The sequence below is a fragment of the Citrobacter sp. RHB35-C21 genome (assembly GCF_013816515.1).
Lineage (GTDB): Bacteria > Pseudomonadota > Gammaproteobacteria > Enterobacterales > Enterobacteriaceae > Citrobacter > Citrobacter braakii.
Genome location: NZ_CP057147.1, coordinates 4,644,327 through 4,663,128, shown reverse-complemented (window position 1 = coordinate 4,663,128; position 18,802 = coordinate 4,644,327). Strand labels below are relative to the sequence as shown.

Sequence of the window (18,802 nt, the reverse complement as noted above, 5' to 3'; positions counted from 1 at the left end):
AGTGCTCTTCCCCTGTGAGGGAAGAGCATGTGTGTGTATGGAGTTCTGTCACCTTCTCAAAGGATTATTAATTTTTGCATAGTCAAAAGGGCTGACACTCTGTTCCCTGTTAGCATCCAGAAAATCAGCCCACCACTGCAACATCAGCTTTCGCTCATCCAGATGTTCCGCTTTATGGATATACGCAGCCCGCACTGTGTTACGTTCCATATGGCTCATCTGACGTTCGACCGCATCTCTGGACCAAAGACCTGACTCAATCAACGAACTACAGGCCATTGCCCGGAAGCCGTGACCACAGACATCGACCTTTGTATCATAGCCCATCAGACGCAGTGCGTTATTTACAGTGTTCTCACTCATGGGTTTCCATGGATTGTGATCGCCGGTGAAAATCAGTTCATGTTCTCCGCTGATAGTGTGGATCTGCTTCAGTATATTCACCGCCTGAGTAGATAGTGGCACAAGATGCTCTGTTCGCATTTTTGAGCCACGATGGGAATACTTGACCCCTTCAATAGGTTTCCGCTCAGGAGGAATGGTCCACATGGCTTTCTTGAAGTCGATCTCAGACCACCTGGCAAAGCGTAGTTCGCTGGAACGGATGAAGATAAGCAGGGTGAGTTTAGTTGCCTGCCGGGTGAGAGGTTGTCCTCTGTAGGCATCCAGTCGTTCAAGAAGCTCTGAAATGCGATTTAAGGCGAGGGCAGGGCGGTGCTGGCGTTTCACTGTGGTTAACGCGCCAGCCATATCCAAGGCAGGGTTATAGGTGATAATGCCTGACTGGGCAGCATAGCGCATGATTGCAGTGATACGCTGCTGAAGGCGCGCTGCGATTTCATATATCTCCTTTGCTTCGGCTGCTTTAACGGGAACAAGTAAATCGGGAGTCCTGAGGGTGGTAATGTCACGTGAACCAATAAAGGGGAAAACATGAGTTTCGAGGCTTTTCAGTATCCTCTCATTGTGTGAGGCTGACCATTTTTTGTTGCTCTTATGCCACTGTCTTGCGATGCCTTCAAATGTCTGAGCTGTTTCGGGTACCGACTTTTTGATCCTTTTCTGTTCGCATGGGTCAGTTCCCTCAGCTATCAGCTTTCTCGCCGTATCGCGTTTTTCCCTTGCTTCTGATAACGAGACTTCAGGATAGACCCCCAGAGCGAGCGTTTTCTCTTTGCCCAGAAACCGATAGCGGAGCCGCCAGTAGCGAGAGCCGTTAGGGTGAACGAGCAAGAACATGTTGCCGCTGTCGGCAAGTTTATAAGGTTTTTCATCCGGTTTAGCGGCACGGATTTTAGCGTCAGTGAGCGCCATTGGCGGTATCTCCTGATAGTAAAAAGGGGTATAAATTTTATCGAATCAGACTATACCCTCAGTTGTACCCTCGCAAGGGACTTGATGCGGGTTGAAGTTGATTGAGTTGGGTGGAGTTAAGGGATTGTAGGAATGTTGGTTTTGGCGGGCTTAGAATGCAAAAACGGACCTCCGTGGAGGTCCGTTGATATGAATTTGGTGCCCGGACTCGGAATCGAACCAAGGACACGGGGATTTTCAATCCCCTGCTCTACCGACTGAGCTATCCGGGCAACGGGGCGCATTAAACCGTATTCACGTCTGCCAGTCAATCAAATTTCGGGAAAAGATGTTCAACCGCTTAATATTGCGGCAATCTGTGCGATTATGCCTGAAGTTTGCACAAAACTTCCAGGCAATTTACCTATCTGACCTTCTATATGAGCAAAGGCTGACGAAAACGTTACGCGGCCTGTATTACTCCCGCACACTACCGCAAGTTGTGCACAAGCCTTTCCGACGTTTCCAGTAACTAACGGTGCAATTGCTGTGGCAGGACCCGCTGGTGTGTTGACTCATTTCGGCCTGGCGGGCATGCTTGCTTAGGTCAGCGCACCGCCCATACGGCACTGAGCAAAGCGCAGGATATCTTCAGCCAGACGGTGTGCCGTTTCGACATCAGCATGGCTACGATTCACCAGCATGCGGCTCAGACAGCCCTCCAGCACCAGTTCCATCTGTTTGGCAACCATTGCAGGGTCGTCAACTTCCAGCGTCGTCAGCAGCTCATGGGTGAAGTCATGTGCCGCCTTTTTTTGCTGATCGGCTAACTGATGGATCGGATGCCCGGGATCGGGGTAAAACGTACAGGCGGCGATAAACAGGCAGCCTGGGTAGCGATTATTGCTCACGCATTCGGACAGCGCGGTGTAGCGTGCCAGTAATTTCTGTTCAGCGCTCAGGGTGTCATCCAGCAAAAGTTGACGCCGCCAGATATCCACCCGCTGGCTGAGGTAACGTAACGCATCGTACAGAATGGCCTCTTTGTCGGGCCAAAAGCGTTGTAGTTCATCAAGAGGATAATCGATACGTTCGGCCACCATTTCCAGTGTGGTATTGGCTATCCCTTGAACCTCAAGTAATTTCAGGGCTTCTCCCAGGACATCTTCACGTTGCACGGTATTCTCCTCCGTATTTCCTGTTGCAAGTGTCGCTCACGGTTGGCGATCGCGCAAATGTGCGCTGAAGGTCGCGGCATCCATAAAGCCGGTTACCCGAGCCTCCGGATGCTCTTTCCCCTCGGCGTCAAAGAACAAAATAGTCGGCAAACCTAAAACCTGTAGATGTTTCAGCAGAGCGACATCCTGGGCATTATTTGCAGTCACATCCGCCTGCAAAAGCACTGTGTCGCCTAGCGCTTGCTGAACCTGCTGATTGCTAAACGTATACTTCTCAAACTCCTTGCAGGCCACGCACCAGTCAGCATACAGATCCAACATCACGGGCTTGCCTTTAGCTTGTGCCAGCGCCTGATGTAGCGCATCCACCGAAGCCACAGGCGTGAAGTTAAGGTGTGTCTGGGTTTGAGCATGCGGCACGCCGAACGTCCAGTCCTGCAATGGCCGAACGCTTACCAGCGCTGCAGCTAACAGGATAATCTGCACGATGCGCATCCAGGCGTGCTTTGCCTGCAGGCTGGTGATAAATGCCCAGCTAAAGAATGCGACGCCCAACAGCGACCACAGGCGAACGCCCCAGTCGTCGCCAATGATGCGTTCGAGTAAGAAGACGGGGAGCGCCAGAATGACAAAGCCAAAAGCGGTTTTGACATGTTCCATCCATGGGCCGCTTTTAGGTAACAGACGATTACCGAATACGGTAATTAGCATCAGAGGTAATCCCATCCCCAGCGCGTACAGATACAGCGTGCCGCCTCCCAGCCACATGTTCCCGCTCTGAGCGATATACAGCAAAATCGCGCTTAGCGGGGCCGTTGTACAAGGAGAACAGATGAGGCCGGCAATCGCCCCCATCGCAAAGACGCTACCGGGGGAACCGCCTTGTTGACGGTTACTCATCAATGTAAGGCGTGTTTGCAGCGATGAAGGGAGTTGCAGCGTGAACAAGCCAAACATCGAAAGGGCCAGCAGCGTAAAGACGACGGCAAGGCCAATCAGGACGTAAGGATGCTGTAGCGCAGCCTGGAACTGCAATCCAGCGGCGGCAACAACCAGACCCAGCGCGGTATAAGTGAGCGCCATTCCCTGGACGTAGATAAACGTCAGCAGCAGCGCGCGTCCGGTTGATAAGCGTTGTTTGCCGCCCAGCACGATACCGGAAATCAGCGGATACATCGGCAATACGCAAGGTGTAAACGCGATGCCAATTCCGATTAGCAATGCCCACAGCGCAGAGAAGGGAAGCTGGGTTGCGGGTTGTGGTCTCTCTTGCAAAGTATCGGTGGCAGGAACTGGCGCAGGTGTCGCCCTGGTATCGGCAGACACTTCACTTAATGGCACCGTTTTAGTTTCAGGCGGATAGCAAAAACCGGCGTCGGCACAGCCCTGGTATGTGACCGTTAATGTTGCGCCAGATTTAGCCTGATTAACCGTGACCGGGATAGTCAACTGTTTACGGTAAATCTCACTTTTGCCATAAAACTCATCTTCATGCCAGACGCCTGGTGGTAGTTTTACCTCGGCGATATCGGCCTGAGATGGCGTAATGCTTATCTGTTTTCGATACAGATAGTAGCCATCTTTAACCTGCCATGAGAGGTTCAGATCGTGTTGGTTTTGCTGAAAATCAAAAACAAACGCCCGATCGGCAGGAACAAACTGCGAGCGGCCAGGCGCGTCAAATAATCCGGCAAAGGTAGATGTGCTGCACAGCAGCAGGATCAGCGTAAGGATGCGTTGAGCCATGAGCGGTAATCAAAGTCTCCGTGAGTGACGGGTAAAACCAGAAGTTCAGGCGTTTGGTATGGATGATGTGACTTCAGGCAATCGAGAAGGGCTTGCTGGTGTGTGACGGTGGTTTTTAAAATCATCTGGACTTCATATTCCTGCTCCAGTTTACCTTCCCAATAATAGAGGGAAGTCGCGCCAGGCAGCAGCGTCACGCAGGCAGCCAGCTTTTCCGCCAGCACTTTGGCGGCCAGATCCTGGGCGGTTGCTTCATCCGGGGCGGTACAGAGCACCACAACGGTATCGGGGATGGAAATATCCTGACTCTTTACATCAAGCATAAACACCTCGAAAGAACAGAGTAACCAGCTAAAGAGTGGTCACTATACAACGGACGAGGGAAGGATGTTAGTTAAAGCGGGATGATGAGGAGGAGGAACTGCAGGGCGCGAAGGCACCCTGCAGTAAAGTCTTACAGCATGAAGCTGCCCAGCAAGAAGCCAAAGCAGACAGCCAAAAGCACGCCCAGAGTACCCGGGATGAAGAACGGATGGTTAAAGACGAATTTACCGATGCGGGTTGTACCGGTGTCATCCATCTGCACCGCCGCAACCAGAGTTGGGTAGGTTGGCAGAATGAACAGGCCAGAAACAGCTGCGAAAGACGCAACAGCAGTCAGTGGGGAAACGTTCAGAGCCAGAGCCATCGGCATCAGTGCTTTAGCGGTTGCAGCCTGAGAGTACAGCAGCGCAGAAGCAAAGAAGAAGATGACAGCCAGCAACCACGGATGACCCTGAATTACGCTACCTGCAGTATCTTTGATCCAGTCAATGTTGTGAGATACGAAGGTATCACCCAGCCATGCAACACCCAGGATACAAATACAGGCGCTCATACCCGCTTTAAAGGTGCTGGAGTTCAGGATGGAGTCAGTTTCAACGCGGCAGACGATCGTAGTCAGCGTCGCGACGCTCAGCATGATGATCAGGATTGCGTTGGTGGTGTTCATCAGCGGTTTAGCGACCAGGCCGAGGCTTGGGCTGTTGATGATGGCGTATACAACTACGCAAATCACGCCCAGCAGGAACAACCAAACGGAGGTTTTCGCGCCAGCTTTGATTTCAACTTGTCTTTCACCACGTAGTTCAACCAAACCTTCTTCCAGACGCTTACGATAAATCGGGTCGTCAGACAGTTTGGAGTTGAACAGCATCGTTACCAGGAAGGACATCACCAGAACGGCCAGCAGAGTGGACGGAATGACCACGGACAGCAGGTGAATGTAGCTGATGCCATGACCTTCCATTACGGAAGACATGTAAACCACGGCTGCGGAGATTGGCGACGCCGTAATCGCAATCTGTGCAGAAACCACTGCGGTAGAGAGCGGACGGCAAGGTTTGATACCTTGTTCCTTCGCGACTTCAGCGATAACCGGCAGAGTTGCCAGAGAGATGTTGCCGGTACCGGCAAAGATAGTCAGGAAATAGGTCACGATTGGTGCAAGGATCGTGATGTATTTCGGGTTTTTACGCAGCAGTTTTTCAGTTTGATGAACCAGATAGTCCAGACCACCGGCAATCTGCATGGCAGAGATGGCAGCGATAACCGCCATGATAATGGAAATAACATCGAACGGAATATTACCTGGTTTTACGCCAATAGCGGCAAGAACCAGAACACCCAGCCCACCTGCAAATCCAATACCGATACCCCCAAGTCTGGCACCTAAAAAGATTGCCAGCAAAACGATGATAAGTTCTAAAACTATCATATTAGCCTTCCTTGTTGTTTAACAAGTTGATATTAAATTGTTGTTTTTAAGTAACTTCGAGTAAGAAAAAAGGCACGTCATCATGACGTGCCTTCTCCGGTACTACCCTACACGATTACTGTTCGCTTTCATCAGTATAACGTTTTGCTTTATAAGCAGGGTGCATCAGGTTCTGTGCAGAGAAGATATCGTCCAGTTCAGACTCGGTCAACAGACCGCGTTCCAGGACAACTTCACGTACGCTCTTACCGGTTTCGGCACAAATTTTACCGACGATGTCGCCGTTGTGGTGACCGATGAACGGGTTGAGGTAAGTAACGATGCCGATGGAGTTGAATACAAACGCTTCACAGACTTCTTTGTTAGCAGTGATACCACTAACGCATTTTTCCAGCAGGTTGTAGCAAGCATTGCTCAGAATGTGAATGGATTCAAACATTGCCTGGCCAATGACCGGCTCCATTACGTTCAGCTGCAGCTGACCAGCTTCAGATGCCATAGTAACGGTGATGTCGTTACCGATGACTTTAAAGCAAACCTGGTTTACGACTTCTGGAACAACTGGGTTCACTTTTGCTGGCATGATAGAAGAACCAGCCTGCAGTTCCGGCAGGTTGATCTCGTTCAGACCAGCACGTGGGCCAGAGGAGAGCAAACGCAGGTCGTTACAGATTTTGGACATCTTAACAGCCAGACGTTTCAGTGCGCCGTGAACCATAACGTATGCGCCGCAGTCAGAAGTTGCTTCAATCAGGTCTTCTGCCGGAACACAGGCGAAGCCAGTGACTTCAGCCAGTTTCTGTACTGCCAGCGGGGAGTATTCTTTCGGCGTGTTCAGACCCGTACCGATTGCAGTTGCACCGAGGTTAACTTCCAGCAGCAGCTCAGCGGTACGACTAATGTTTTTCACTTCTTCTTTCAACAGTACGCTGAAAGCATGGAATTCCTGACCGAGGGTCATCGGTACAGCATCCTGCAGCTGGGTACGGCCCATTTTCAGGATGTCCTGGAATTCAACAGCTTTTTGTTCGAAGCCTTCACGCAGCTGGTTCAGGGCATCGATCAGTTTGATGATGGATGCGTATACCGCGATACGGAAGCCAGTTGGGTAAGCGTCGTTGGTAGACTGACATTTGTTAACGTGGTCGTTCGGGTTCAGGTACTGATATTCACCTTTCTGGTGACCCATCAGTTCCAGACCGATATTGGCCAGCACTTCGTTGGTGTTCATGTTGACGGAGGTACCCGCACCACCCTGGTAAACATCTACCGGGAATTGATCCATGCATTTTCCGTTATTCAGGACTTCATCACACGCCGCGATGATGGCATTTGCCACACTCTTAGGAATGGTTTGCAGCTCTTTGTTGGCCATTGCCGCTGCCTTTTTAACCATTACCATACCGCGAACAAATTCAGGAATGTCGCTGATTTTGTTGTTGCTAATGTAGAAGTTTTCAATCGCTCTCAGAGTGTGAACACCGTAGTAGGCGTCCGCTGGAACTTCCCTGGTACCCAACAAGTCTTCTTCGATACGAATGTTGTTTAACATGTGAACCTTCTTTTTCAAGCTGCCAATGATTTGACTAAACACACAGGATATATGTGATTTCGATTGTTTCTCGACCGACGATTATCCCCTGCATCGGTCTGATACTTGAGATCATATGCTGGTTCAGGATTTCTACCGTAATCTGGATCACTTAAAGCGTGGAATTTACCCCTTATTTATTATTCTGTGAAATGGATCACCCCTTTAGGATTAATACTAAAAATAAGTGTACAAGCGACTTGAAATTTTGCTAACCACCTCAACATCTAATTGATGCGAGTCACATAATTCATCGGGCAGGCGTTGAAAAAAACGACTGTTATTGACAGGAGAACCCTTTGCGCTGGATACCATTACTTGCCATTTTTCTCTATGTTTACATAGAGATATCTATTTTTATTCAGGTTGCCCATGTCCTGGGTGTCCTGATGACGCTGATTTTGGTTATTTTTACGTCGGTTATCGGTATGTCTCTGGTTCGTAACCAGGGATTTAAAAACTTTTTACTGATGCAACAAAAAATGGCGGCTGGTGAAAGTCCGGCTGCAGAAATGATCAAGAGCGTGTCGCTGATCATTGCTGGTCTGCTGTTGGTACTGCCCGGCTTTTTCACCGATTTCCTCGGTCTTCTTCTTTTATTACCCCCGGTGCAAAAACATCTGACGATGAAACTGCTGCCGCATTTGCGTTTTTCGCGTATGCCGGGCGGTGGTTTTAGCGCCGGAACCGGTGGCGGTGAGACCTTTGATGGCGAATTTCAGCGCAAAGACGACGATCGCAACCGTATTGATCATAAAGACGATCCTCGGGATTAAGCATCAGTATGCGGGCCGGATAAGCGTGAGCACCATCCGGCAAAATGCTTATCTGCCGGATGACGGTGTCAACGTCGCTTTATCCGGCCTGCGGGGTAAAAACAGCCACAGCCCTGCCAGCATAATCAGCGCATACAGGCTCTTCCAGCCAACCATTGCCAACAGCAGCAGACACAGTAGACCGCCAATGACCGCCAGCATGCGATAATGCCCTTTCAGTAATCGACATCCCGCCAGCATGCACAGCAAATAAATCATAATAAAGATGCCGTTAGCATAGATGATTAACGCATCGAGATTGATTTTCAGCATATAGATGCACAACGTACTGATCACGCAGCAGCCCAATACGGCGTTTAGCGCATTGCGTGGAAGGTGACGGGGAGACAGACGCGCCAGATGGCTCTCCGGCTTATATTGCGCTTGCGACCAGACCAGCCGGGCGAAGCTTTGAATATAAATGTTGAGACTGGCAAAACAGGCCAGATAACCAATGATGCAGGCGACCCACAGTGCCTGTACGCCAAATAACTGCACGACGATCTCTGGCAGTGAGGCCGCCGCCGCCATTTGCTCACCGTAGGCGCCAAAATGAAGCACGACGACGGTGCATGCCCAATAAACAGAGCCCGCAAGCAGCAGGCCGATCATCAGCGCGCGCGGGAAATCCCGCTCCGGGTTTTTGAATTCAGATGCCAGATGGGCAAACGCTTCAAGGCCAACAAAACACCAGAACATCACCGACAGCGCGGCGAACAGTCCGGGGAGCTCAATCTCGGTTATCGCAGGGAAAGGGATTTCGCCAGGTTTCACATCGCCTGCCCACCAGATGGCGACAATGAGGGCAACAATCAATCCGGCAATGACCGTTTGCAGATTAGCGCTAGAGCTGGCACCGTGGGAGCCGATATACCAAACCAATGCCAGCGTACCGAGCTCTGCCAACAGAAGCTGTTCGTCATGCCAGCCAAACATCGCCTGACCAAATCCGGCGGCAATATGTAATGCCGCAGGCAAGCCGACGGGAATCACCGACAAAAATAGCCATCCGGTGACGCGCTCCAGGCGTGAGCCAAAGGCCATACCAACAAAATGCGCCACGCCACCCGCGCTGGGAAAATGACGGCCCAGTACGGCAAAGACAATCGCCACGGGAAAGACTAAAACAATCAGCACCGGCCAGGCCCACAGGCTGTTGTTGCCAGCCACCAGCGCGGCTAGCGCAGGGACGGCGAAAACGCCTGTACCTAGCAATGATGTCGACAACAGGCCAATGCCCTGAGCCAGTCCCAGCTCTTGTTTCAGTCCGCTCATAAGTTGTTATCCGGTTATGCCCATTGACCGGGCTACAGCGCAGATTTTTGATGGTATCACAATCGTATTTGCTTATGACGACGTGACTGAAATCGTTATAAAATGTGATGCGCGTCGGCGTTTTGCCGGAATTTTCTGCTGATATAAATTTTTTTTCGCTTGCCCCCTTGAAGGTACAAAGCCCCATCCCCATTTCTCTGGTCACTAGCCGGGAAACCGTTCACGGGCCGGCGTCACCCATAACTGATAAAGACTTTCTCAAAGGAGAGCTATCAATGAGTATTCGTCCGTTACATGATCGTGTGATCGTCAAACGTAAAGAAGTTGAATCTAAATCTGCTGGCGGCATCGTACTGACCGGTTCTGCAGCAGGTAAATCAACTCGTGGCGAAATCATCGCTGTCGGTAAGGGCCGCATCCTGGACAACGGTACCGTACAGCCGCTGGACGTTAAAGTCGGCGATATCGTTATTTTCAACGATGGCTACGGTGTTAAATCTGAGAAGATCGACAATGAAGAAGTGTTGATCATGTCTGAAAGTGACATCCTGGCAATTGTTGAAGCCTAATCCGCGAACGACACTGAACATACGAATTTAAGGGAAAGAGAAAATGGCAGCTAAAGACGTAAAATTCGGTAACGACGCTCGTGTGAAAATGCTGCGCGGCGTAAACGTACTGGCAGATGCAGTGAAAGTTACCCTCGGTCCAAAAGGCCGTAACGTAGTTCTGGATAAATCTTTCGGTGCACCGACCATCACTAAAGATGGTGTTTCCGTAGCCCGTGAAATCGAACTGGAAGACAAGTTCGAAAACATGGGGGCGCAGATGGTGAAAGAAGTTGCCTCTAAAGCGAACGACGCTGCAGGCGACGGTACCACCACCGCAACCGTACTGGCGCAGTCCATCATCACTGAAGGTCTGAAAGCCGTTGCTGCGGGCATGAACCCGATGGATCTGAAACGTGGTATCGACAAAGCTGTCGCTGCTGCCGTTGAAGAACTGAAAGCACTGTCCGTACCGTGCTCTGACTCTAAAGCTATTGCTCAGGTTGGTACTATCTCCGCTAACTCCGACGAAACCGTAGGTAAACTGATCGCTGAAGCGATGGACAAAGTCGGTAAAGAAGGCGTGATCACCGTTGAAGACGGTACCGGTCTGCAGGACGAACTGGACGTGGTTGAAGGTATGCAGTTCGACCGTGGTTACCTGTCTCCTTACTTCATCAACAAGCCGGAAACTGGCGCAGTAGAACTGGAAAGCCCGTTCATCCTGCTGGCTGACAAGAAAATCTCCAACATCCGCGAAATGCTGCCGGTGCTGGAAGCAGTAGCAAAAGCCGGTAAACCACTGCTGATCATCGCTGAAGATGTTGAAGGCGAAGCGCTGGCAACTCTGGTTGTTAACACCATGCGCGGTATCGTGAAAGTCGCGGCGGTTAAAGCGCCTGGCTTCGGCGACCGTCGTAAAGCGATGCTGCAGGATATCGCTACCCTGACCGGTGGTACCGTTATCTCTGAAGAGATCGGTATGGAGCTGGAAAAAGCAACTCTGGAAGATCTGGGTCAGGCGAAACGCGTTGTTATCAACAAAGACACCACCACCATCATTGATGGCGTGGGTGACGAAGCTGCAATCCAGGGTCGCGTGACTCAGATTCGTCAGCAGATCGAAGAAGCAACTTCCGACTACGACCGTGAAAAACTGCAGGAGCGCGTAGCGAAACTGGCAGGCGGCGTTGCGGTTATCAAAGTTGGTGCTGCGACTGAAGTTGAAATGAAAGAGAAGAAAGCCCGCGTTGAAGATGCCCTGCACGCGACTCGTGCTGCGGTAGAAGAAGGCGTGGTTGCTGGTGGTGGTGTTGCGCTGATTCGCGTAGCGTCTAAAATTGCCGGTCTGAAAGGTCAGAACGAAGACCAGAACGTAGGTATCAAAGTTGCGCTGCGCGCAATGGAATCTCCGCTGCGTCAAATCGTACTGAACTGCGGCGAAGAGCCGTCTGTAGTGGCTAACACCGTGAAAGCGGGTGACGGTAACTACGGTTACAACGCTGCAACTGAAGAATACGGTAACATGATCGACATGGGTATCCTGGATCCAACCAAAGTAACGCGTTCAGCCCTGCAGTACGCGGCTTCTGTTGCGGGTCTGATGATCACCACCGAGTGCATGGTTACTGACCTGCCGAAAGGCGATGCGCCTGACTTAGGTGCTGCTGGTGGTATGGGCGGCATGGGTGGAATGGGCGGCATGATGTAATTTAATCTTCATACTTCAAGCCGCAGGTTCATTGGCTGCGTTCGTTTACCCCAGTCACTTACTCATGTAAGCACTGGGGGATTCATGAACCTGCCGCCTGCCTGCAACTTGAATTATTTGATTAAATACGTATCTCGCGAAAAATGAGAAACCCTCGGGCAGAAATGTCCGGGGGTTTTTCTTTTGGTCATCTTTTTAGTATATGATTCAGCTACGGACATAACGTCCAGCTCATTGATTATGGGGAATGACATGCACGTGAAATATTTAGCAGGGATCGTTGGTGCCGCGCTACTGATGGCGGGTTGTAGCTCCAGCAACGAACTGAGTTCAGCCGGGCAAAGCGTACGCTTCGTCGAAGAGAAGCCTGGCGCAGAGTGTCAACTGATTGGCACTGCAACCGGTACGCAAAACAACTGGCTTTCTGGCCAGCACGGCGAAGAGGGTGGCTCTATGCGTGGCGCAGCAAACGATCTGCGTAACCAGGCTGCGGCAATGGGTGGTAACGTGATTTATGGCGTCAGCAGCCCATCACAGGGAATGCTGTCCAGCTTTGTTCCTACTGCCAGTGAAATGACTGGGCAGGTTTATAAGTGCCCAAATTGATAAATGCTGTTGATGCCTGATGGCGACGCTAAAACGTCTTATCAGGCCTACGATACAAATTCGTCGGCCTGATAAGCGCAGCGACATCAGGCATTTTGAGCGTTATGCGCTGACTGAGCGCGTAAATGATGCAGCGCGCGCAGGCACTGATCCTGATTGAGCTTTTGCGCCTTATCACCCGTCAACGTTCTGACAAACACCTGGCACGATACACCAGCAAGCTTTTTCAGCCGTGGGCTAAAATCGAGAAGACGGCGAGTAATGGCTTCGGCCTCTTTGCTGCCGGAAGGGGTGCGAGTTTTTACTACCGAACCACAGAACTGGGCTTTTCCTTGATCATCCGTATAGCGGTAAATAATCGCCAGATAATGATTAAACAGGCTTTGTTTCCATTCGGGGTGCGTATAAGAGTCGTATTCCAGATTGTCGTTTTCTTGGCAATCAACATCGTACAGCGGCAGGAAATCCAGCAGCGATGTAATTCGTAGCGCTAATTCCCGCATGCCAGCATTATTTATTGCATGAATAACAGCATGGACCAGCACCCGAATCTGTAGTTCATTAATCAGTAATTCACACGTTTGTCCATCATGCAGTGTCAGAGAAAATGTTAAGTTTTCGCCTTTGTCATCCATTAACATCAGCGAATTTACGCGACGATTAATGTCGGCATTTTTTAGCTCATCTTCCTGAATCAAAGGAATATTTTCGTGCATCTTTTTGCTGACTTTATCGCATTCCTTCTCATATTGCGCATGCTCGTCTTCGCTAAGCTGATGTTTGACGGATAGCCTGCTTTCCAGGGCGATAAGCAGATCTCTTAGCCCAAGCGGAGAAAGAAAAAATAACGACGTTTTATTCCTTGGTTCTTTTATCTTTAATGCTAAAGCAATAAATTCATTCTTTTGACGAATAACACCGGTATTAATGCCCTTAATACTTATAGCCATAAAAGGTTCTCCCTAACCATATATTTATTAATATTCTGGATTTTGCTCTAATTATACAAATTATGAATTAATGACTTTATAGCGCTAATTAAAATAGCACAGATTAAAAGCGTGGCTCCACTTGTGAGGATTTAAATAATAAGTAATCGTGGTGAGTGTCCGAAATCGGACACTCAATAATGGTTATTGTTGGCGTAGTTGCAGATCCAACGGCGTTTTACTTGGCTCTCCGCCAATTTCACGCGCCAGTTTGGGGACCATATAGCCGGAAACCAACGTCAGCAGTTCACGCATAATGTGACGTGCCTCATCGTCGCTGACCATAAAGTGGGCGGCACCTTGCACTTTGTCCAGTACGTGCAGGTAATAGGGCATCACCCCCGCATCAAACAGAGTGTTGCTCAGGTTCGCCAGCGTTTGTGCGTTATCGTTCACGCCACGCAGCAAAACGCTTTGGTTGAGTAGGGTGACGCCAGCGGTACGCAGTCGGACCATCGCCTGGTGAAACGCCTCATCGACCTCATTGGCGTGGTTAATGTGGTTGACCAGCAGAATCTGCAGGGAGGAACGCGCAAAGCGCTGGGCCAGTCCTTCAGTAATGCGCGCGGGGATCACAATCGGCAAACGGCTGTGAATGCGCAGACGCTTAATGTGCGGGATGGCTTCCAGTTGCGTGAGTAACCAGTCCAGTTCATGGTCCTTGGCCATTAGCGGATCACCACCGGAGAAGATAATCTCATCCAGCTCAGGATGCGCGCTAATGTAGTCCAGGGCGACCTGCCAGTTGCGCTTATTGCCCTGGTTTTCGGCATACGGGAAGTGTCGGCGGAAGCAATAGCGACAATTTACCGCGCAACCGCCTTTAACCAACAACAGCGCCCGGTTGCGATATTTATGCAGCAAACCGGGGACCACGCTGTGCTGTTCTTCCAGCGGATCGGTCGAGTAGCCAGGTGCAGCAACAAACTCTTCCTGGGAAGTAAGTACCTGACGCAAAAGCGGATCGTCCGGATTGCCTTTTTCCATACGAGCAATAAAGGCGCGTGGTACGCGCAGGGCGAAAAGTCGTCTCGCGTCGCGTCCGGCCAACAGTTTTTCATCTGCGTCTATATTCAAAAGATGCAGAAGTTCATCAGGATCGGTCACAACATCGGCAAGTTGCGATAACCAATCTTCTCTGGATGGGGTATTTAGGGTTACAATATGCGCCATTTTGTGGCTTAGCTACCAGTTAACAATTTTCAGAGGGCCTTATGGCAACGTACTATAGCAACGATTTTCGTGCTGGTCTTAAAATCATGTTGGACGGCGAACCTTATGCGGTTGAAGCCAGCGAATTCGTTAAACCAGGTAAAGGCCAGGCATTTGCGCGCGTTAAGCTGCGTCGCCTGCTGACCGGTACTCGCGTAGAGAAAACCTTCAAGTCTACCGATTCCGCTGAAGGCGCAGACGTAGCCGACATGAACCTGACCTTCCTGTATAGCGACGGTGAGTTCTGGCACTTTATGAATAACACCACTTTCGAACAGCTGGCTGCAGACGAGAAAGCGGTAGGCGATAACGCTAAATGGCTGCTGGACCAGGCTGAATGCATCGTGACCCTGTGGAACGGTCAGCCGATCTCTGTGACTCCGCCAAACTTCGTTGAGCTGGAAGTCGTTGAAACTGACCCAGGTCTGAAAGGCGATACCGCTGGTACTGGCGGCAAACCGGCTACTCTGTCTACTGGCGCAGTCGTTAAAGTTCCGCTGTTCGTACAGATCGGTGAAGTGATCAAAGTGGATACTCGCTCCGGCGAATACGTTTCTCGCGTAAAATAAGATATCTATTTGATCTTATGGCGCAGGTTGCTGCGCCATACTTTTTCCAGGGCAGGAATGATGAAACGTCTTCTCAGTCTTGTAATGCTCATCCTTTTCACCAGCACTCTCCTGGCGGGTTGTAATACCGCGCGCGGCTTCGGTGAAGACATCAAACATCTTGGCAATTCAATCTCTCACGCCGCCAGCTAACACTCTCTCATAGTCTTAAAAACGGTTGTTTATCCATCACACTTCCGGATCTTGTCTATTATTAATGAGCTATACACAAACAATATTGGCTAGAAAAGGAAGACGTTATGGTTAAAAAGACAATTGCTGCGATCTTTTCTGTGTTGGTTCTTTCTTCAGTGTTGACTGCGTGCAATACCACGAAAGGTGTTGGGCAGGATATCTCTGAAGGCGGTAGCGCAATCTCTGGTGCAGCGACAAAAGCTCAACAATAATCATGAACGGTACGACGTCACGTCGTACCGTTAATTCCCCTTCCCGGGGAGTGAGAGAAACGGCGAGAAGCGGTTCCCCATGTGCAGTTTCATGCGGATATTCCGTTTATAGGTGTAGACCGTCTTGCCATGAATGCTGAGTGCCGCGGCTATCGCATTGTTACTCACACCATCCATCCACATCGACAATACTTTCTCCTCCTGCGGCGTAAGCAGCGGAGTCGCGTTTTCGGCTATTTCTAACGTGGGACGAAGCTGTAGCGCCTCCTGAATCGTGTGTGAGAGCGCGTTCAGCGTGGTGTGCTTGGTTAAGACCGAATAGGCGACGGATTGAGAGGAAGCAATTGAGGTGTGCTGTCTTTCAACTGATTGCAGTAAAATCAGCGGGATGACGCCGCAGCTCATGAAAAAGGGTTTAATTGGCGGACTGGTATGCGTCTCGCTAATAAAACTGTATAAATCCGCGATCACCAGATGCGGCTTCCACTGCAAAATATGCTCTTTTGCTAACAGGAGATTATTGATCCCTGACACAAGAAATGAGGAGCTGAACCTGCCAGAATGATTAAGCAAGGCCTCAATCCCTGTGCGGGTAAAGTGGCACCGGTCAATCACTAAAATTTTAAGCATAACCTTTTCGCATTCAGAAGAGAGGCAATCGACTTTCCGGATTCAGAAAGCCCTTCATCATAGAGAACTCCGATGAGTGCCAAATGCGGGAACTACGCCGCTAATTATGCTTAATTCTTGCTTTTAGCGGGCAGCGAATAAAAAGGTTGAAATTCATTTTCTCTCGGGCAAAAATGCCATTTCACACATCAGCTTTGCAGGACGACCTGCAAACGCTTCTTTCACCGGGGACGGCCCCATTGTTCTGGAGCCTGATATGTCCTGGATCGTTTTATTAATTGCAGGTCTGCTCGAAGTTGTCTGGGCGATTGGCCTGAAATATACCCACGGTTTTACGCGTTTGACGCCAAGCATTATCACTATTGTGGCAATGATCGTCAGTATCGCCATGCTCTCCTGGGCAATGCGTACGTTGCCTGTAGGAACCGCCTATGCCGTATGGACCGGTATCGGCGCAGTCGGGGCGGCCATTACAGGGATTCTGCTGCTGGGTGAATCTGCCAGCCCGGCGCGGTTACTGAGCCTCGGGCTGATTGTGGCCGGTATTATTGGCCTCAAGCTGAGCACCCACTAAGCGCCAGGCTGTTTTACCCAAATCAGCTTATTCACCTCAAACCCTTCCCGGGTCGCGATGGCCAGCATTTGCTGTTTCATTTCATCTGAAATAGTAGGGGTCCGTGAAAGGATCCACAGGTAGTCGCGATCCGGCCCGCAAACCAGCGCGTGACGATATTCCCTGTCGAGGGCAATCACGTTATACCCGCCATAGAAGGGGCCAAAAAACGAGACCTTGAGCGCAGCGCGGTTTGGGTCGCCAGTGAAGTAGGCTTTCCCCTCCGTTTTCTGCCACATTCCTCTGTCCGGGTTATAGCCCTTATTAATAACATTGATACCGCCGTCGTCGCGCAGGCTGTAGGTAGCAGTCACTTTTTCCAGTCCGCGTTCGAATCGATGGTCGAAACGCGCAATTTCATACCAGGTGCCCAGATAGCGTGTGGCATCAAAGTTATTTACTACGGTAACACCTTTCGGGGGGGTTGGGGTGCTGCAAGCGACAACCAGAAATGCAGCCGTAACTGCAGCAACGACGGGCAGAATGCGCATGGGATTTTCCTTGCTGGATTTTTGTTAAGTGTAGATGACAGCAGGAAAAAAAGAGAAAGAAAGGAAGCCCAATATCCAGGGCCTCCTTGTCCGTTACTGCAGTTTTTCAAGAATGCGCCAGGCGGCCTCGACGCGAACAGGGTTTGGGTAGCTCTTGTTTGCCAGCATCACGATGCCAAGGTTTTTTTCTGGAACGAAAGCAACGTAGCTGCCGAATCCGCCAGTGGAGCCCGTTTTATGCACCCATGAGGCTTTCACGGCAGGCGCGGGCGGGTTTACCTCAACGGCAGGAAGCGCTGCCAGTGCCACTTTGCTGTCGCTACCGCTAATTATCGAGTCGGCTTTCACCGGCCAGTTCAGCATCTCCCAGCCCAGGCCCTGGTACATATCGCCAACACGCCAGTAACGTGACTGCGCAAGCTCGATGCCCTGCTGGAGCGTTTTCTCCTGAACCTGGCTGGCGTCCATGTTGGCCTGAACCCAACGGGTCATATCGATAACGCTCGATTTCACCCCGTAGGCTTCGGCATCAAGTTGGCCAGGGGATACATGCACTGGCTTTCCTTCGCGATAACCCCAGGCATAATCTTTTTGTTCGCTCTGCGGAACCGTAATCCAGGTATGCGCCAGTTTTAAGGGGCGCAGGACGCGTTTGGTCATCGCCTCTTCGTAGCTCATGCCTGAGGGTTTGACCGCCAGGGCACCAAACAGACCAATGCTGGAGTTAGCATAAAGACGTTTAGCGCCTGGGGCCCATTGCGGCTGCCAGTTTTGATAAAAGCGTAGTAACGCGGCTTTATCCGTAATGTCGTCCGGAACCTGAAGCGGCAGGCCGCCTGCCGTGTAGGTGGCTAAGTGCAGCAGGCTGATACCCTGCCACTGCTTACCAGTCAGTTCAGGCCAGTAATGCGTGACCGGATCGCTGAGCTTAATTTCGCCGCGGGCGATAGCATCGCCGCCCAGCACGCCGTTGAACGTTTTACTGACCGATCCGAGTTCAAACAGCGTTTGTTGAGTGACTGGACGGTTATTGGCGATATCGGCTTTACCCCAGGTAAAGTAATAAGGTTTCCCCTGATAGATAATCGCAACGGCCATACCCGGAATAGCCTGCTCCTGCATCAGCGGTGTGATGGTACGGTTAACGATATCGGCAATTTGTTGTTCTGTTTTTGCGGCGGCAAACGTGGAGAAAGAAGCTGTCAGCAGCAGCGCGCAGCATATCGATTTTTTCATCATGAAATCAGTTCCGTAATTAAAAGCGAAAGGATGTCCGGGCCCGTCAGACGTAATCAGTGTGTTTGATTTGCATCGTGTTGACAAACGGTTAAAT

At 50.6% G+C, this 18,802-nt stretch carries 20 protein-coding genes and 1 tRNA gene; 8 read left to right on the top strand and 13 right to left on the bottom strand.

The window, feature by feature from the left end; genetic code table 11:
- Positions 1-48 precede the first annotated feature (48 nt).
- From HVZ39_RS22600 to aspA, 7 genes are all read right to left on the bottom strand, one after another.
- On the bottom strand, positions 49-1,314 hold the full coding sequence (locus tag HVZ39_RS22600) for an integrase arm-type DNA-binding domain-containing protein (protein WP_032170149.1): 1,266 nt from the start codon (positions 1,312-1,314) through the stop codon (positions 49-51).
- Positions 1,315-1,510: 196 nt separating this feature from the next.
- Positions 1,511-1,586: transfer RNA gene (locus HVZ39_RS22595), tRNA-Phe, on the bottom strand.
- 309 nt (positions 1,587-1,895) lie between these two features.
- The gene (locus tag HVZ39_RS22590; protein ID WP_008785982.1) at positions 1,896-2,471 is read right to left on the bottom strand and encodes a transcriptional regulator; all 576 of its coding nucleotides are present in this window, start codon (positions 2,469-2,471) and stop codon (positions 1,896-1,898) included.
- 36 nt (positions 2,472-2,507) lie between these two features.
- Positions 2,508-4,217: a protein-disulfide reductase DsbD gene (locus tag HVZ39_RS22585; RefSeq protein WP_181633004.1), complete on the bottom strand. Its 1,710-nt coding sequence runs from the start codon at positions 4,215-4,217 to the stop codon at positions 2,508-2,510.
- Positions 4,193-4,540, bottom strand: a complete 348-nt coding sequence (cutA, locus tag HVZ39_RS22580) for a divalent cation tolerance protein CutA (RefSeq protein ID WP_003025447.1) — start codon at positions 4,538-4,540, stop codon at positions 4,193-4,195. Before cutA ends, HVZ39_RS22585 begins: the two co-directional genes overlap by 25 nt.
- Positions 4,541-4,671: 131 nt before the next feature.
- The gene (dcuA, locus tag HVZ39_RS22575; protein ID WP_016151387.1) at positions 4,672-5,973 is read right to left on the bottom strand and encodes an anaerobic C4-dicarboxylate transporter DcuA; all 1,302 of its coding nucleotides are present in this window, start codon (positions 5,971-5,973) and stop codon (positions 4,672-4,674) included.
- Positions 5,974-6,088: 115 nt separating this feature from the next.
- Entirely contained in the window at positions 6,089-7,525 is a 1,437-nt protein-coding gene (aspA, locus tag HVZ39_RS22570; RefSeq protein ID WP_016151388.1) for an aspartate ammonia-lyase, read from the bottom strand.
- Positions 7,526-7,863: 338 nt separating this feature from the next.
- Here aspA and HVZ39_RS22565 point away from each other — a divergent pair, with 338 nt between their 5' ends.
- Positions 7,864-8,340 (top strand): FxsA family protein, encoded by a 477-nt coding sequence (locus HVZ39_RS22565; RefSeq protein WP_016151389.1) that lies wholly within the window; start codon positions 7,864-7,866, stop codon positions 8,338-8,340.
- Between the two features lie 48 nt (positions 8,341-8,388).
- On the opposite strand, the gene yjeH is transcribed toward HVZ39_RS22565, so the two are convergent.
- Positions 8,389-9,654 carry an L-methionine/branched-chain amino acid transporter gene (gene yjeH, locus HVZ39_RS22560; protein ID WP_019078188.1) on the bottom strand — a complete coding sequence of 422 codons (1,266 nt, stop codon included), beginning with the start codon at positions 9,652-9,654 and terminating at the stop codon, positions 8,389-8,391.
- Positions 9,655-9,929: 275 nt separating this feature from the next.
- On the opposite strand from yjeH, the gene HVZ39_RS22555 reads away from it, so the two are divergent.
- The 3 genes from HVZ39_RS22555 (at position 9,930) to HVZ39_RS22545 (ending at position 12,519) form a co-directional block, all read left to right on the top strand.
- Positions 9,930-10,223: a co-chaperone GroES gene (locus HVZ39_RS22555; RefSeq protein WP_000027827.1), complete on the top strand. Its 294-nt coding sequence runs from the start codon at positions 9,930-9,932 to the stop codon at positions 10,221-10,223.
- 43 nt (positions 10,224-10,266) lie between these two features.
- Positions 10,267-11,913 (top strand): chaperonin GroEL, encoded by a 1,647-nt coding sequence (gene groL / locus HVZ39_RS22550; protein WP_003025464.1) that lies wholly within the window; start codon positions 10,267-10,269, stop codon positions 11,911-11,913.
- Positions 11,914-12,165: 252 nt separating this feature from the next.
- Positions 12,166-12,519, top strand: a complete 354-nt coding sequence (locus tag HVZ39_RS22545; RefSeq protein ID WP_181633003.1) for a DUF4156 domain-containing protein — start codon at positions 12,166-12,168, stop codon at positions 12,517-12,519.
- 86 nt (positions 12,520-12,605) lie between these two features.
- Here the strand turns inward: HVZ39_RS22545 and yjeJ are convergent, their stop codons facing one another.
- Both yjeJ and epmB read right to left on the bottom strand, forming a co-directional pair.
- On the bottom strand, positions 12,606-13,469 hold the full coding sequence (gene yjeJ, locus HVZ39_RS22540; RefSeq protein WP_181633002.1) for a YjeJ family protein: 864 nt from the start codon (positions 13,467-13,469) through the stop codon (positions 12,606-12,608).
- Between the two features lie 183 nt (positions 13,470-13,652).
- Positions 13,653-14,681 carry an EF-P beta-lysylation protein EpmB gene (gene epmB, locus HVZ39_RS22535; RefSeq protein ID WP_103766923.1) on the bottom strand — a complete coding sequence of 343 codons (1,029 nt, stop codon included), beginning with the start codon at positions 14,679-14,681 and terminating at the stop codon, positions 13,653-13,655.
- Positions 14,682-14,722: 41 nt separating this feature from the next.
- Between epmB and efp the strand changes: the two genes are divergently transcribed.
- The 3 genes from efp to ecnB all read left to right on the top strand — a co-directional run bounded on the left by efp (position 14,723) and on the right by ecnB (position 15,735).
- Positions 14,723-15,289, top strand: a complete 567-nt coding sequence (gene efp / locus HVZ39_RS22530) for an elongation factor P (protein ID WP_003025478.1) — start codon at positions 14,723-14,725, stop codon at positions 15,287-15,289.
- 57 nt (positions 15,290-15,346) lie between these two features.
- Positions 15,347-15,481 (top strand): lipoprotein antitoxin entericidin A, encoded by a 135-nt coding sequence (ecnA, locus tag HVZ39_RS22525; protein ID WP_016151394.1) that lies wholly within the window; start codon positions 15,347-15,349, stop codon positions 15,479-15,481.
- A 107-nt stretch (positions 15,482-15,588) separates the two neighbouring features.
- On the top strand, positions 15,589-15,735 hold the full coding sequence (ecnB, locus tag HVZ39_RS22520) for a lipoprotein toxin entericidin B (RefSeq protein WP_016151395.1): 147 nt from the start codon (positions 15,589-15,591) through the stop codon (positions 15,733-15,735).
- 30 nt (positions 15,736-15,765) lie between these two features.
- Here the strand turns inward: ecnB and HVZ39_RS22515 are convergent, their stop codons facing one another.
- Positions 15,766-16,365, bottom strand: a complete 600-nt coding sequence (locus HVZ39_RS22515) for a LuxR C-terminal-related transcriptional regulator (protein ID WP_016151396.1) — start codon at positions 16,363-16,365, stop codon at positions 15,766-15,768.
- A 256-nt stretch (positions 16,366-16,621) separates the two neighbouring features.
- Between HVZ39_RS22515 and sugE the strand changes: the two genes are divergently transcribed.
- On the top strand, positions 16,622-16,939 hold the full coding sequence (sugE, locus tag HVZ39_RS22510; RefSeq protein ID WP_016151397.1) for a quaternary ammonium compound efflux SMR transporter SugE: 318 nt from the start codon (positions 16,622-16,624) through the stop codon (positions 16,937-16,939).
- On the opposite strand, the gene HVZ39_RS22505 is transcribed toward sugE, so the two are convergent.
- Positions 16,936-17,469: a lipocalin family protein gene (locus tag HVZ39_RS22505; RefSeq protein ID WP_016151398.1), complete on the bottom strand. Its 534-nt coding sequence runs from the start codon at positions 17,467-17,469 to the stop codon at positions 16,936-16,938. The genes sugE and HVZ39_RS22505 overlap by 4 nt on opposite strands.
- Before the next feature lie 93 nt (positions 17,470-17,562).
- Positions 17,563-18,708 carry a CMY-2 family class C beta-lactamase gene (blaCMY, locus tag HVZ39_RS22500; protein ID WP_181633001.1) on the bottom strand — a complete coding sequence of 382 codons (1,146 nt, stop codon included), beginning with the start codon at positions 18,706-18,708 and terminating at the stop codon, positions 17,563-17,565.
- Positions 18,709-18,802 lie beyond the last annotated feature (94 nt).

Coding starts and splice junctions, on each gene's coding strand:
- HVZ39_RS22600 (WP_032170149.1), bottom strand. CDS start 1,314: ATGGCGCTCACTGACGCTAAAATCCGTGCCGCTAAACCGGATGAAAAA.
- HVZ39_RS22585 (WP_181633004.1), bottom strand. CDS start 4,217: ATGGCTCAACGCATCCTTACGCTGATCCTGCTGCTGTGCAGCACATCT.
- cutA (WP_003025447.1), bottom strand. CDS start 4,540: ATGCTTGATGTAAAGAGTCAGGATATTTCCATCCCCGATACCGTTGTG.
- dcuA (WP_016151387.1), bottom strand. CDS start 5,973: ATGATAGTTTTAGAACTTATCATCGTTTTGCTGGCAATCTTTTTAGGT.
- aspA (WP_016151388.1), bottom strand. CDS start 7,525: ATGTTAAACAACATTCGTATCGAAGAAGACTTGTTGGGTACCAGGGAA.
- yjeH (WP_019078188.1), bottom strand. CDS start 9,654: ATGAGCGGACTGAAACAAGAGCTGGGACTGGCTCAGGGCATTGGCCTG.
- HVZ39_RS22555 (WP_000027827.1), top strand. CDS start 9,930: ATGAGTATTCGTCCGTTACATGATCGTGTGATCGTCAAACGTAAAGAA.
- groL (WP_003025464.1), top strand. CDS start 10,267: ATGGCAGCTAAAGACGTAAAATTCGGTAACGACGCTCGTGTGAAAATG.
- HVZ39_RS22545 (WP_181633003.1), top strand. CDS start 12,166: ATGCACGTGAAATATTTAGCAGGGATCGTTGGTGCCGCGCTACTGATG.
- yjeJ (WP_181633002.1), bottom strand. CDS start 13,469: ATGGCTATAAGTATTAAGGGCATTAATACCGGTGTTATTCGTCAAAAG.
- epmB (WP_103766923.1), bottom strand. CDS start 14,681: ATGGCGCATATTGTAACCCTAAATACCCCATCCAGAGAAGATTGGTTA.
- efp (WP_003025478.1), top strand. CDS start 14,723: ATGGCAACGTACTATAGCAACGATTTTCGTGCTGGTCTTAAAATCATG.
- ecnA (WP_016151394.1), top strand. CDS start 15,347: ATGATGAAACGTCTTCTCAGTCTTGTAATGCTCATCCTTTTCACCAGC.
- ecnB (WP_016151395.1), top strand. CDS start 15,589: ATGGTTAAAAAGACAATTGCTGCGATCTTTTCTGTGTTGGTTCTTTCT.
- HVZ39_RS22515 (WP_016151396.1), bottom strand. CDS start 16,365: ATGCTTAAAATTTTAGTGATTGACCGGTGCCACTTTACCCGCACAGGG.
- sugE (WP_016151397.1), top strand. CDS start 16,622: ATGTCCTGGATCGTTTTATTAATTGCAGGTCTGCTCGAAGTTGTCTGG.
- HVZ39_RS22505 (WP_016151398.1), bottom strand. CDS start 17,469: ATGCGCATTCTGCCCGTCGTTGCTGCAGTTACGGCTGCATTTCTGGTT.
- blaCMY (WP_181633001.1), bottom strand. CDS start 18,708: ATGATGAAAAAATCGATATGCTGCGCGCTGCTGCTGACAGCTTCTTTC.